13 protein-coding genes and 1 tRNA gene are annotated in these 13,856 nt (G+C 48.9%); 8 read left to right on the forward strand and 6 right to left on the reverse strand.

What is annotated here, in order from left to right; genetic code table 11:
• Positions 1-41 precede the first annotated feature (41 nt).
• A complete protein-coding gene (locus ACYOR7_RS12460; RefSeq protein WP_479914109.1) occupies positions 42-635 on the forward strand; it encodes an Ntn hydrolase family protein in 594 nt (197 codons plus the stop codon).
• Positions 635-1,303, forward strand: coding sequence for an Ntn hydrolase family protein (locus ACYOR7_RS12465; RefSeq protein WP_479914110.1), 669 nt, complete (start codon positions 635-637; stop codon positions 1,301-1,303). Before ACYOR7_RS12460 ends, ACYOR7_RS12465 begins: the two co-directional genes overlap by 1 nt.
• On the opposite strand, the gene ACYOR7_RS12470 is transcribed toward ACYOR7_RS12465, so the two are convergent.
• On the reverse strand, positions 1,290-1,691 hold the full coding sequence (locus tag ACYOR7_RS12470) for a winged helix-turn-helix transcriptional regulator (RefSeq protein WP_294805631.1): 402 nt from the start codon (positions 1,689-1,691) through the stop codon (positions 1,290-1,292). The genes ACYOR7_RS12465 and ACYOR7_RS12470 overlap by 14 nt on opposite strands.
• A gap of 34 nt (positions 1,692-1,725) precedes the next feature.
• Positions 1,726-1,956 (reverse strand): hypothetical protein, encoded by a 231-nt coding sequence (locus ACYOR7_RS12475; RefSeq protein WP_479914111.1) that lies wholly within the window; start codon positions 1,954-1,956, stop codon positions 1,726-1,728.
• A 252-nt stretch (positions 1,957-2,208) separates the two neighbouring features.
• Here ACYOR7_RS12475 and ACYOR7_RS12480 point away from each other — a divergent pair, with 252 nt between their 5' ends.
• Positions 2,209-3,249 (forward strand): hypothetical protein, encoded by a 1,041-nt coding sequence (locus ACYOR7_RS12480; RefSeq protein ID WP_479914112.1) that lies wholly within the window; start codon positions 2,209-2,211, stop codon positions 3,247-3,249.
• A gap of 5 nt (positions 3,250-3,254) precedes the next feature.
• Here ACYOR7_RS12480 and ACYOR7_RS12485 read toward each other — a convergent pair whose 3' ends face one another.
• Both ACYOR7_RS12485 and ACYOR7_RS12490 read right to left on the reverse strand, forming a co-directional pair.
• Positions 3,255-3,707: a hypothetical protein gene (locus ACYOR7_RS12485; protein ID WP_479914113.1), complete on the reverse strand. Its 453-nt coding sequence runs from the start codon at positions 3,705-3,707 to the stop codon at positions 3,255-3,257.
• A gap of 154 nt (positions 3,708-3,861) precedes the next feature.
• Positions 3,862-5,358 carry an ammonium transporter gene (locus ACYOR7_RS12490; protein WP_479914114.1) on the reverse strand — a complete coding sequence of 499 codons (1,497 nt, stop codon included), beginning with the start codon at positions 5,356-5,358 and terminating at the stop codon, positions 3,862-3,864.
• A gap of 330 nt (positions 5,359-5,688) precedes the next feature.
• On the opposite strand from ACYOR7_RS12490, the gene ACYOR7_RS12495 reads away from it, so the two are divergent.
• The 5 genes from ACYOR7_RS12495 (at position 5,689) to ACYOR7_RS12515 (ending at position 11,219) form a co-directional block, all read left to right on the forward strand.
• Positions 5,689-6,261: a hypothetical protein gene (locus ACYOR7_RS12495; RefSeq protein WP_479914115.1), complete on the forward strand. Its 573-nt coding sequence runs from the start codon at positions 5,689-5,691 to the stop codon at positions 6,259-6,261.
• Positions 6,262-6,333: 72 nt separating this feature from the next.
• Complete coding sequence (locus ACYOR7_RS12500; RefSeq protein ID WP_479914116.1) at positions 6,334-7,887, forward strand: DEAD/DEAH box helicase family protein; 1,554 nt, start codon at positions 6,334-6,336, stop codon at positions 7,885-7,887.
• Positions 7,881-9,725 carry a DUF790 family protein gene (locus tag ACYOR7_RS12505; protein ID WP_479914117.1) on the forward strand — a complete coding sequence of 615 codons (1,845 nt, stop codon included), beginning with the start codon at positions 7,881-7,883 and terminating at the stop codon, positions 9,723-9,725. Before ACYOR7_RS12500 ends, ACYOR7_RS12505 begins: the two co-directional genes overlap by 7 nt.
• Before the next feature lie 62 nt (positions 9,726-9,787).
• A tRNA-Asp gene (locus ACYOR7_RS12510) sits at positions 9,788-9,893 on the forward strand.
• Between the two features lie 1,107 nt (positions 9,894-11,000).
• Entirely contained in the window at positions 11,001-11,219 is a 219-nt protein-coding gene (locus ACYOR7_RS12515; RefSeq protein WP_479914118.1) for a hypothetical protein, read from the forward strand.
• A 17-nt stretch (positions 11,220-11,236) separates the two neighbouring features.
• On the opposite strand, the gene ACYOR7_RS12520 is transcribed toward ACYOR7_RS12515, so the two are convergent.
• Both ACYOR7_RS12520 and ACYOR7_RS12525 read right to left on the reverse strand, forming a co-directional pair.
• Positions 11,237-12,421: a hypothetical protein gene (locus tag ACYOR7_RS12520; RefSeq protein ID WP_479914119.1), complete on the reverse strand. Its 1,185-nt coding sequence runs from the start codon at positions 12,419-12,421 to the stop codon at positions 11,237-11,239.
• A gap of 85 nt (positions 12,422-12,506) precedes the next feature.
• Entirely contained in the window at positions 12,507-13,835 is a 1,329-nt protein-coding gene (locus ACYOR7_RS12525) for a helicase-related protein (protein ID WP_479914120.1), read from the reverse strand.
• Positions 13,836-13,856 lie beyond the last annotated feature (21 nt).

The following is a 13,856-nucleotide window of genomic DNA, read 5'->3' on the forward strand; positions in this document are numbered from 1 at the left end:
TCCGCGGTCAATTAATCGCCTGCATTCCATACTATAACCAAATGACAACGATAGTCGGCATCAAGACCAGGGAAGGGGTCGTGCTCGGCTCCGACAAGAGGGCGAGCAAGGGCTTTTTCATCGGGTCCAAGATAACGCAGAAAATAGCCAAGATAGACGACACGCTGGCAGTTGCGATAGCGGGCCAGCTGTCAGATGCAGAGTACCTGATAAAGGTGGCCAAGGCCGAGCGCAAACTGATGGAGCTCCGCAGAGGCTTCCCGCTCACTGTCAAGGAATCCGCGCGGCTGATAGCCAACCTGACGTACTCGGGACTGAGAAACTACCAGCCGTATTTCGTGGAGTTGCTAGTGGCAGGGGTCGACGGAGAAGGAGGGCATGTGTACACGGCAGACATGAGCGGCGCAGTAATCGGCGAGGACTTTGCCTCATCCGGCTCGGGCTCGCCCATAGCGTACGGTGTTCTTGAGAGCTTGTACCGGAAGGACATCACAAATGAGGAGGCAAAAGAGATGGCGTCAAAGGCAGTCGCCGCGGCGATGGAGCGTGACCCGGGTTCTGGAAACGGCATCGACACTATGGTGATACCGAACGTGTTGACAGCTACAGTCAGTAGCAAGGGGGCGTCTTCATAATGGCAGAAGCTGGTGGAGCAGGAGGATTCAGCAACCGCTACCCATCGTTCTATGGGCCCGAGGGCAGGCTCGTGCTGGTGGACAGCGCGCTGGAGGCAGTAAACAGAGGCTCGACTACGATAGGCATAAAGACGCCAAACTTTGCGCTCCTTGCAAGCCACATAAAGCCCGCAAGGCCGCTGATGGAACCGACAGAAAAGGTGTTCCCCATCGATAGCCACGTAGGAGCGACGGGCTCAGGGTACATCGGCGACATCTTGCAGCTCATAGACGAGCTGAGGCTTGAGGCGCAAAAGCACAGACTCTCGTTTGAAAGCCCGATAGACATCGGCTCGCTGACAAAGCACCTCGGCGGATATCTGCACAACTACACCATCTACGCGGTGAGGCCACAGGCGGCGTCGGTGATAATCGCAGGCGCAGACCAGACAGGGGTGCACATGTACCAGGTGGATCCAAGCGGCACCTACTTCCGCGGGGCCGGCTTTGCAATAGGCCAGTCGGCAGACAGCGCGCTTGAAGTCATACAGAGAGAGTACAGCGCCGACATGACCGTGGAGCAGGCGGCGCAACTGAGCAACAGGGCAATAGAAAAGGCGCTTGGCGAACGCCCAGTAATCGAGACGGGCGTGGTAACTGCAAAGGAGGGCAAATTCAAGAAGCTGTAGGAGAGCCCGGCTCTTCTTTTTTTGTCGCCACTGCCGGCGCAGTGATGCTTTGGGGCCGCTTCCACCGACCGACCCAGCGCGCCAGCTCTTTTATTATCATTTCAAGCTCTTTTGCCTGCACAGTCAGGCTGTATTCCACCCTTGGCGGAACCTCAGGATAGATTTTTTTCGTCACGAGACCTTCCCGTTCCAGCTCCAGCAGGCGCTCTGACAGCACGGTGCTGCTTATGCCTGCAAGCGCCCTCTTTAGCTCGTTAAAACGTATCGTCTCTTTTGTGCTGAGGTTCTTTATGATAAGAAGCGACCAGCGCTTGCCTAGGACCTCCCAGATGTCGATTACCTCGCATGTAGCACCTTGCTTTGGGTCTGTTGCTGGTTTTTCGGACATACCTAGTAAGAATTACCTACCTACTAATAAAAGTTTACGGGGTGGTTATTGCCGAGCGCCGGCCTGTCTCAAACGCCACCATTATGGCTTCTCTGAAAAATTGCTCGGCGCTCTTGTCGCCAGATGAGTCTTTTATCTGCTGCGCACGCCTACCGAGCCACAGCGCGGACGCGACGGCCGCCGCAAGCTCCTCGTGGATTCTCGAAGGGCTTTCGCCGCCTGGCCAGATCTCGTGCAGCTTTTGTACGAGCTCTGTTTTTGACAACGATTCAGGGTCGCTTTCTTCTAGGTATTTTACCAGCCGCCACATTTTCTACCCTATAGGAGAGACATGAGCTCCTTGTCTACTTTTTCCTGCATCGCCTTGTAGCATGCGTAGCGGCTGTTCCAGTGCGAGAAAAAGCGACGAAGGATATGGCATCAACTTGCCCGCTTGCCTTCCTTTCCTTTCAATCATCTCTCTCAGGTGGAGTTTTTCTCCACACTGCCTATATGGAAGAAGAGTACTGAAGTATCAGTGTTGTCGAAAGTTGCGGCAGTCACCGCGGCGTCGTTATTGATGATACTTTTATCATTATCCGTGTTTTCCGTTTCTGCTCACGCGCAGGGTACCACAGTGCCTGCCGAGCTTGACAAGCCGTTCAAGCTAAAGATAGGCCAGCAGGCCGCAATCGACTCTGAAAAGATTACAATCAGCCTGCTCAACGTCACCGAGGATTCAAGATGCCCGTCAGACGTGGTGTGTATATGGCAGGGGCAGGCAAGCATCAGGGTTTCAGCCGAGGTGAACGGCACCGACGCAGGGCAGTTTGCCCTGACCATCGGCGGCAACGAGAAACCCTCCGCGGCATTTGGTGGCGGCCGGTATCTGGCCAGACTGTCAAGCTTAGAGCCGTACCCTGTGAGCACGAACCAGACAAAGCCGGAGGACTATGTGGCGACCCTGACGGTTTCCAAAGCGACGGGCGCAAACAACTCTGACAGGGTGTACGTCAGGGCGGCTGGCGGTGGAGTAGCAGCGATTTCCGGCTGGAACCTACAGAGCGGCAAGGGCACGCTTGTGGTCCTGAGCCGCGAACCAGCATTTACTCAGATGGCAATTGCGCGCTTTACGCCCACGGAGGCACAGTGCAAGAGCCCCGGTGCGAGGGAGTGCATAGATGGGCACATAGTCGACGCAAGGGGAATCGATGGCGACCTAGTTCACTTTGAGCTGTTGCCCGGCGGCAACACGCTTTACCTGGCGGCAGGCGGGAGCGAATACACGCTTGACGTAAAGCAGGTAAAAGCAAGGCCGCAGCAGGGCACTGTCATATTGTCGGAGGGGCAGCGCGACGGGCCGCTCCTCGTGCAGGAGGTGGGCGCCGACTATGTTAAGGGGCTCAACTACGTAGAATACCCACTTGCGCGGCCGGACGGCATCCCAGTCACGCTACATGTTGGCGACACTGCAAGCAACGGCTGCACCGTCATGCTCACGCTCCTAGAGACGCAACAGCAGAAGGATAGTGCCGTGTTCTCAAAGACCGTCGACTATGGCAGGCCGTGCCCGCTGTAGCGACGTCAGGTTGGGCTTTTTCGCATCGGCAGGACCGAGAGTGGGTGGTCCACCTTCCCCTGCAGATACTGCGCCGCGCCGTGCTTTAGCAGCTCCAGCGTGAACTCGGGGTACGCCTCAAGGTGCGAAAGCAATTCTCCCTTTCTGGAGTCGCGCCGCCACGACTTGTCAGAGTCAAGGTACTGCCGGAAGAGTTTCATCCTGTCCTTGATGTCGATTTCGTCTAGGCCGCAGGCAAGCAGCATGCCAAGCCCTGACAACCGAAAGCACGGCACACCATTGAGCTGGAATATGCGCGGACCCCTTGTCGCCGGGACCGCCCCGTCCTGCTCCACTATGCCGCTTGGGATGAGGCTGGCGTTGAGCTCGGTGTACGTGTGGGTGTATGCGTTGCGAAGCGACATGCCGAATTTCTTGGCTATTTGCCTTGCCAGAACCCTCTTTGTTATGCTGGACACCTGTTGGGCCATGCAGACAATTATGAACCGTTGGTAGGCTCCCCTCTTACGCAGCATTCCCCCAGTACCCGGAAAGATCCAGACGTTGCAGGGAGGAGAAGGAGGGACTGTGGCTAGCATATGCCCACCAAAAGAGGATGAAACATCCTCCTACTTACTCTGTCACGTACGCCCTCTCGCCGTGCTGCGCAAGGTCGAGTCCGACTTCCTCTTCCTTTGGAGTCACGCGAATGCCCCCAGGCCATACTGCGTCCATTATCTTGATAATGACAGCGGTGATGCCCATCGCCCACGCAAGGGCTGCAAACGCTCCAACTGCGTTCTGGTACAGCGCCGCGGGGTTGCCAAACGCAAGACCATCGTGTCCCCACGGTGTGAACCTCTTTTCTGCAAAGATTCCTGTCAGAAGGGCGCCAGCAAGGCCGCCGACACCGTGTACGCCCCAGGTGTCGAGCGCATCGTCCCACTTGCGCTTGTTCTTGAACGCGACTGCCGCATAGCAGACTATGGACGCCAGTATGCCTACGATTATCGCAGACATGGGCGACACAAAGCCGGATGCCGGCGTGATTGCCACCAAGCCTGCCACTGCGCCAGAGGCTGCGCCGATTGTAGACGGCCTTCCTGTGTGGCCCCACGATATGAGCGACCACGTGACTGCTGCCATGCCTGTTGCAATCTGGGTTGCGACAAACGCGCTTGTTGCATTCGTTGCTGCCGCTGCGGCCGAGCCGGCGTTAAAGCCAAACCAGCCAGTCCACAGCAAAGCTGCACCGAGCACTACGAGGGAGATGTTGTGCGGCTCCATCGGAATCTTGCCGTAGCCCAGCCTGCGTCCAAGCATTAATGCTATGACAAGCCCGGACCAACCAGATGTGATGTGGATGACTGTTCCGCCTGCAAAGTCTAGCGAGCCAAACGCCCCACCCCAACCAGCAGTATATCCAGGGTTCCTGCCATAGTTGTCAGGCGCAAGCTGCCACGTCCAGTGAGCGGCAAAGTCGTACACAAATGTAGCCCATATCACGATGAATATGATAAAGGCGCTAAACTTCATGCGTTCTGCGACTGCCGCCACGATAAGCGCAGGAGTGATGATGGCGAACATCATTTGGAATATCATGTAGGTCTGGTGCGGGATCGTGGTTCCGGTTATTCCCCCGTATGCGTTTGACGGGACATCGTGGAGAACGTTTTGCAATCCAGCCCAGTCAAGCGTGCCGATAAAGCCATAGCCGCCTGCGTCAGGGCCAAATGCGAGGCTGTATCCGAACAGCACGTACTGTATCGCGATTACGCCGGTTGTTATGAACACCATGTGCAGCGTGTTCACCGCGTTCTTTTGCCTTGCAAGCCCTGCGTAGAATATTGCCAATCCTGCGGGTGTCATCATGAGCACGAGCGCAGAGGATGTCAGCATCCACGCGTTGTCGCCCGTGTTGATTTCGCAGGGCACTAGGCTTGGCGCGCCAGTAGCATTATCGGTCACCGTCTTTAAGGTGCCGTCGTCGTTCTTCTGCCAGCAGTGGTATGGCACTGCAGGGTCGTTTGGTGCGTACGCAAAGGCGTATTGTTGCTGTGAAAGTCCTAAAACCACTAGGAATGCAACTATTGCTAGGATTGCATACAGACGCCATTTGGGTTCAGGCATATTTGCGCTAATTCACGTCTGGGTATATAAAAAAATGTTTAATTTTTGTGATAAACGATTGATAAAAGATCACGGCAATGGCTTTATGATAATTATTTTTACAGGAAACTGTGAAAATATCTCAATCTTGCATATATTCTGATCACTTTGTTTTTGTATGTGGAATTCTGGCATTACTTTCAAGATCAAAGAGCGATTTTACTATTTATTGCACTTGTCCAGAAATAAGCAGCGATTTTGGCGTCATGGCAGTAGTTGTTGTTCTGCCGGCCCCTTAGATATGCGCATAAAGGATTAATGCGCGACGAGGGTAAAAGATATTGACCTACCTTGCAAGCGCCGGTTGCAATACCGCGCATCAATTCTCGGTACAAGGACAATAGAATCTGTTCTAGAGGGATAAAGGAGAGGTGCATAATCAAGTCGCTGGCTAAAAGCCCGGGCCAGACCAGGAACTCGGTTGCAAGGGACATGGCGCGCGAGCTTGGCCTGCCGTTTTCCAATTCGTACGGCTATGTCTTTAAAGAGCTTGAAGGGTGCCTCGTCCCAAACGGGCTAGTGCAAGAGTCCGGCCGCAAAAAGACAAAGATGGGGCCCAGGGTTCTGCAAGAGTCTGGGATACCGTCCTTCAGCCTCACCGACGCGGGCATGATAGTCGCCGCTTCACTGGACGAACTGGAGCTTGAGAAAAGGGTAGAGATGGTGGAAAAGTGCCTCACTTCCCAGGCTATCTCGGACCCAAGTGGGTTTCCCTTTTACGAGTCCGTGCTTGCGCGGTTCAGAGGCAACCCAAAAGCCAAGTTGCAGCTGATAGAGACAGGGGTATCGGAATTCATCGAGGGCAAGATAGCGCACCCGATAATTCCGCTCCTGGAAGAGGGCAGGGAGCAGCAGGCGAGATGATGATGATTATAAAAAAAGGAAAGACGCTGGGATGCAGTAGGCTTTTAATGCTTTTTTGCTAAAATTTTCTCTGTGCTCAGAGCTGTACTGAGATATGACAGGGGCACCATAGTAATCGAGGGCCTCGCACACATACCGTTTGCGACGCTGGACCCTAGGATAAACGCGCTGCGAGCGCAGGCCATGTACTATCCAAATATTGTAGAGTATCTGAAAGAAAGCGGCATAGAATACGACGACCGCGTCTATTTTTCAGACGCTTTGACTTTCTTGCCGCTTGACCATCACTATAATAACAACGATGACTTTTCATCACCGTCGTCATCATCATTATCATCTCAACCGTCGCCACTACCGTCCCTAAGGGATTATCAGCAAAAGGCATTTGATAACTGGGTGAATGCCGGCCTGAGAGGATGCGTTGTCCTGCCGACTGGTTCCGGCAAAACCCTTGTCGGCGTCAAGGCGATAGAAAAGGCAAATGCCGCATCTCTGGTGGTCGTCCCGACGCTGGATCTGGTGGACCAGTGGACGTCCGTCCTTTCAAGATATTTTGCTGCCGACTCGAATACGACGAAAAAGATAGGAAACCTAGGAGGCGGAGTGGAAGACATTCAGCCAATCACGGTGTCGACGTACGATTCGGCGTATCTGCGCGCAGCGTTCCTTGGCAACAAATTCAAGCTCGTGGTATTTGATGAGGTGCACCATCTTGCAGCGCCCGGCTACCGGACGATAGCCGAGCAGATGGCCACTCCTTTCCGGCTGGGGCTCACCGCAACTATTGAACGGGAAGATGAACTCCACAGGGATTTGCCAAGGCTTGTGGGCGAAGTAGTCTTTCAAGTCAGCCCCGATGTTCTTGCAAGGCAGAAACACCTTGCCCAGTACGAGGTTGAAAGGAGGAGGGTGGAGCTGCTGCCGGAAGAGCTTGTCGAGTACAAGGCAAACATGCGCAAGTACCACGAGTGCCTGAACAGGCTAGGAGGAGTCGTAGGAGACTCTGCGGTAGCTCGTTATATGATTTCTCTTGAAAAGCTGATAATGATGTCAGGGAGAAACCCGCTGGCGCGAGAAGCCCTACTGGCAAGGAATAGGGCCACAAACATCGCGCTAAACAGCAAGGCCAAGCTGGAGGAGCTGAAGGAAATCCTTGCGGAGAACAAGGGTGCCAAGACGATTATCTTTACGCAGCATAACAACATGGTCTACGAGATATCCGACAGGTTCCTCATACCGTTCATCACCCACAAGACTGGCAAGGACGAAAGGCAAGACGTCTTGAAGGGATTCAAGGACGGCCGCTACACGGCCATCGTCACGTCCAAAGTCCTTGATGAAGGAGTCGACGTGCCGGACGCAGAGCTTGGCATAATCGTCAGCGGGACAGGGAGCGCAAGGGAGTTCATACAGAGGCTTGGAAGGCTGCTCCGGCCAAAGACGAGAGGGACAACAGCAAAAGACGACAATAATGGCAAAAAGGCCAAGTTAATCGAGATAATCTCCTCTGAAACCAGAGAAGAAACGATCACAAGCGCCAAGAGAAAGAGGGCCCTCAAGAGAGTCCAAGAGAATTATGATAGTAGTACCGCAAACGAGGAGGCGTACGGCAACAGCGTATGCTAGCCGCGCCTTTGCTCAGGGTCAGGACGACAAGAAGCGGGATCATCGTTCCGCTGTTTTGCACCCAGGATGTAGAAGTGAATTTGGCCAAAAGACTGATTCAAGAGTTTGAAGAAGCATGGAAAAATAGGGAAAAAAAGGCCGAACTTGACGACAGGATATCTAGAGTAGAATCAGAATACAACATGGATTTCAAGCTCGTACGTGGGATGTGCGCGCTCCTTGGAAGGAGATGCACTTTTGCAAGCGCGACCATATCATCATCTCCCATCAAGAGCAGCAACGTTGGTGTCGACACAAACGTCGCTCTTGCCGATCCTACCACAGTCAGAAAAGCATTGTTTGAAGAATCTTCAAGGCGCGGGTTTGCGTTGACCGAGCTGGAAAGAAAAGAGATTGTCGATTTGGTCGCGTCAAGGTTGCATCTTTCCGCAGACGCCGTTGCAAGCATCATGTGGGGCGATCTAGATGACAACTTGGTCCTTGAGAAATTCGACGTCATTGACGCAAAATCGCTGGTTGGATGGTACAACCTTGCGCTGGTCCAGACCTTGCTTTTCAATTGCACGAAACTAGAATTTTCCGTTTCCGGCGGCCTGAACTGGAAGCGCATTTTGAGGAGGGTGAAAAGGCTTGGCCTGATGTATTATCTGCAGCAGCAAGAGCAAGAAAGCCATGACCAGAGCAGAAAGAAGAGGATTGTCTGCTCGGTCGAGGGCCCCCTGAGCCTTTTCAGGTTGACTGACAGGTATGGAGCCGCCCTTGCCAAATTGCTTCCATCGATTGTCTTTCTTTCCAAGGGAAGGGGCGACGAATGGCAGATCAATGCATGGATCATGCGAAGGACGATGGAAGGAAAAAGGACACTGTACGAGTTTAACCTGTCAGATTCCAACGCTCCGCCGCTGCTAACAGACCCTTTCTATTATTATCACAACAACAGCAACGATGAAGGCAGCAATAGAGAAAGAGAAAGAGAAGAGCAACTACGGCTTTCTCCAGACTATTTTGACAGCGCTGTCGAAGAAAAATTTGCGCGCAGATTTGAAGCTGCCGCAACAGCAGGCTGGAAGCTGGTAAGAGAGCCTGACCCCTTGATTGTATCTGACGGCAGGGCCTTTATCCCGGACTTTATGTTTGAGAAATATGGCAGAAGAATCTATCTCGAAATCGTCGGGTTCTGGACACCAGAATATCTGGAAAGAAAGCTAAAGAAACTGGCAGACATTATCATCGGCAATCATAACGCAGCGGAAGAAGCGATAGACCTGTTTATTGCACTGAACAGGGATTTGGCGTGCTCTAGTGCAGTGTTGTCATCGCTTTCCTTCCACATTATTCCCAAAGACCGGCTGATACTTTACGGAAACGATTCAGTGCCGGTAAGACCCATACTGGATTATTTGAAATCCATCGACAAAGAAACCATGGAGCGGAGCATCAACAATCTCGATTTGAAAGCAGAGTTTGACCGCGCAAATGACGTCATCTCGATTGACGAGATTGTTATTATCAAGAGTAAGGACAGAAGCAGCGGCCATATTTCTTTGCCACCAGAAGTCGCGGTGAAAATTGCGCTGCGGGATAATGGCGACAAGTACATGGAAGTGGGAGGGACGCATCTTGTGTCAAAGGCAAAGGTAGACAGCCTGAGGCCTCTTCTGGCAGGGATTAGCAAGTTCACAGACGGGTGCGCAGTCCTTGCCCAGAACGAGATTCCAGAACCGTGCCATGCAGAGCTTGTGTCAAAGCTTGGCTATGATGTGGTGTGGCAGAGCATGGATCCAGATTCGGCGGTCATTGTAAAAAGAAACAATAGTAAAGAGAGCAATGCGGCCTGATCGCTCTTCCTAAAATGACCAAAACGTTTTAATTGCTTCCAGAAAGTGTTTGCCTTACCTGCGCCCGGGTAGTATAGAGAAGCCCGGCTATCAGCCGGCCTCGTACAGTCCGGTCCAGTATGGGGGACTGTCACTCCTCCGACCCGGGTTCGAATCCCGGCCCGGGCGCTTACAACTTCTCTGATTTTTGCTTAGAACTGGCCTATTTACTTTGTCAATATAGCGGAAACCGCTATCTACCATAACTGTAGCGTTACCACCTATAGTAACGCCGTTACTGCCCGCAGTAACGCCCAATCCTCCCATCTCAAAACCATTCTTTACTAAAAGAGGAATTTCCAAATCATTCAGGACAAGTAGTTTCCGTCTTATGCCATACCGCAACTTCCTAGCATAATCTTTTGATACGGAAATACTACCATCTAGGAACATTAATTCGGTCTTGGTCAATAGTGCAAGTTTAAAATCCTGAGCCATACTTTCGTCACTATTCTATGGCCTTTCGAGCTATTTATCTCGGAAGGCTATTCTCCCCATAAACTACTAAAAAGATAGACAGTAGTGGAGCGGGCGGATTAGACAAGGCTAATTTCTCTAACTCTCGTCTATATCTGGACTTTCTTTAACAGTAGTTGAATGTCCTGTCTAGGAGTAATAGCGACAGCTACAGCCCTGCGGAAAGCCTACTTGACTATGGACGAAAAGGAGAGGCTTATTCTTCTTATCCATCTAAAGAATCACAATGCTTCCGAAGCTAGGACAGGCGCAGACTGCAAGTATTGTGATGATAATTACAGGTCTTCTTTCTTACTAGGGCAACTGTCAGAATAGAGTTGTCCTTTTTCTTCTTTCTCCTCTTACTCTATACTTTTTACTCCTCGTAGACGTAATAAGAAGAAAAAGAAGGCTACTGCCAATCTTTAACAATTTTCCAATATCCTGATTTTACTTCTGCATGAACTTCTTTTTCTTCCCACTTGACGTATTTTATTGTCGTAAAAAACTCTAGCAAGTCCGTGTAGTTCATAGGTATTCGTTGAAGTTCGCCAAAATCAAAAAGTATCGAATGACGCTCTCTTTTTCGCTGGATTTTAACTCCGTCTCTGTTTAGCTGGTTTCGAATCTTCTCTAAGAATTCTTTTTTGACTTCATCATCAAAGTATGTTTTTCCCTACTATTACTTTTCGACCTATGATCAATCATATGACCAGTCATAGCAAAATAGAAGATTGCTCTAGGACACAATGTTAGTATACACCATTATGATATGTCATAATGAAATATCCCAATTTGAATGACGAAATAGACAAGAAGATACTGGTCTACCTCAAGAAGGAAGACTGGCCTGTGACTACCGAAATGGTCGGGAAAGCCTTAGGAATGAGCTGGAACACCGCTCAAATTCATCTTTACAAGTTGCAAGCCGATGGTCTGTTAAGAGGGAAAAGGGTAGGTAGACAGAACCAGTGGATGCTTGTAGATAGAATGAAATGATAATTCAATTGTAGAAGCTAGGGAAAATAGCAGAATGTATGCTTGTCTTTTCGCCTAAAGTGTCTCGGATCTTCCTCTGTGAGCTGCTTTGCTTTCCATGTTGAATGACCTCTTTTCCAATCCTTATTTCCAAATCCGCTAAATTCGGGAAGATTCCTGATGTGCTTATAGATTGCGTCAGTTGTTACGCAACGTTTCGTATTTCCTTTTCCCATAATGAATATTCTTACTATTTCTTTTTGAGATGATCTTGTGGATTTACCCCAATTGATTTCCTCTAGCATTGGTTTCATAGTATCCACGTAAAGCTTAAGCTTGAAAGCCAATTCATTAAGGAGAGTATCGTCAAGAGACTTTAGCTGCCCATCCCACTTAATTCTCTCATATACCTTTGTCCAATTTCTTCCCCATTTCTCAAAGTTGGCATCTGGCAGATTGGAGAGTACCTGTTTAGATTTTCTCCTGAGCGCGTTAAGGATAATCATATTCCTATTCTTACTGGCCTCTATGTGCAATCCCACCTCAATGAATTCATCTCTCGTGCTAAACCAGATCTCGAAATGAATGCTTTCGTTAGCAAAAGAATATTTTATGACTCTACCTTTGGGATCCATTCTAAACTTAGCGTTGGGAATCAAACCTTTTTGTCTAATTATTTGGTCGATTTCTTTGGCAGCATCAAAAATACTTGAATATGACGATGTAATGGGAATATCGAGCTTCTCACTAACCTTAAAGAAATTGCATTTTGATTTGTCAACTAGAATGATGCCAATTTTCTTATCCAGAAAATGCTCATGCGCCCATTCAAGGAAATCCTTCTTGTCCTCTACATCGCTTTTTCTAAAGGCGACATAAAATTCAACAGGTACTGTCCTAGATTCTATCATTCGTGTTATGGTGTTTAATGGAATGTGCCATCTGTAATGAACTGCTTCGAGGAAATCCTTTCCATTGCTTGAAATTAGAGCGATGTAAGCCAGCAGTTGACCAAAAGTTGCCCCTATGCTAGTAAGACTGCTAGTTACCTTGCATTCTACTATCCTTAGTACATTTTGTTGTTCGTCATAGGAAACTAGGTCAAAGGAAGATCTCTTGAATGGAAATTCAAGGGAGTCATTACTAAAGTATTTTGCCAGCGGTATGGCTATCTCGCTTTTTTCTCTTTGGGTAATGCTACTTTTTCGTCTAACGCTAGCCATAAGATTTAGAATCTGCTAATGTAGGGTTATTATTAAATTTGAGTAGTTATCACTTCAAAGAACCATTTCCGTGGCCTCCAAGATACTAGAGCGCCGTTTCCTTAAGTGCCAGCATAACTTTTTCTGAAAGCTTCTGCCTATCTAGGATAACCGCATTATCTGCTATATTTGGTCTAAATAGCATTAACCCTACTGCTCTATCTTTTGGATTCCTGCCAATCCTACCCAATCCTTGAATCAGTCTTCTTTTAACGGTCGTCGCATGCGTGAATTTTTTGTTGTTGTAAATATCTAATAGATGAGGCTCAGGATAAGGTGAATCTGGTATTATCAACAACTGAAGGTCACGTATTGTTATTCCTTCCCAGAAAACTGAAGATGAACTTAAAAGAATACCGTCTTTGGTACTTTTGAATTTCTCAAATATGGACCTTCTCTGGTCCCCGTTAAGACCGCTTCTTATGTTACTGACACGGTCATTCGAGATTACATGGTTAAGATATGAAAACCATTTGTCACAACCTTCGGTGTTATTCAGAAGAATTAGAGATTTTCTTTCAGCTCTTCTCAATGCATTTATTGCAATTTCAATTTTATCCTCAAATCGAATTGTCTTATTCAGAGCAAAATATGTAATTTTGCCTTTTGCACTTATTGCAGATTCCACGGGAAATGGTTGAATATCATCTACTGGAATATTGCAATAGAATTCTAATTCCTTATTATCTAACGGAGTTGCCGAGAATAGAATAAGTGCATTTCTTGGGGTAAGAGATCTTTTTGATGGATCCGCATACAGGAGCTTTATTTTGCATTCACTTTCATTTGCTATTATGAATCCAATCCAACTACTCAACTCTTTCTTGATGCGAATTGCGCTGGCTTTGAAGCGAGGATTCTTTATCAATATCTTCAAGATATCACTACAAGCTTCGATAGACAAGGTTGAAGCTACAAATTTCTTATCATTAAGGTAACGGTAAGAGATATCATTGAAGTAAGGATCATTCCTGTCTAAAAGAAAAGTCTTAACTATGTTAGGATTTAGCTCATAAGCAGAACGAAGATTATGAGCTTCATCAACCATTGCAATATCATATTGTGAATTATCTTTCAAATATTCTGCTAATGATAGAACATTGGGGTGTCTGGGAAATTTTACTTTCGTATTTTGTTCAACGAAATCTGATTTTAGTTCGTCGTTTGGTACAACAATGCAACTCTTCACTCGCTCATTGAAAAGATAATGCGCAACCAGTGAAATTACATGCGTTTTTCCTGAAGCGGGTGGTGCAGAAAAGGTAGCAACTCGCTTTGGAAGACTGTGAAGATACTGATAAAGGATGCGCAAAAGCTCTTTTTGCGGCTCCATAAAGGAACCAAACTCCTCATAGACTTTTGACTTTGATTCCATGAATGTCAACCAATCGATAAC

It is taken from the genome of Candidatus Nitrososphaera sp. 86-2 (assembly GCF_056726185.1).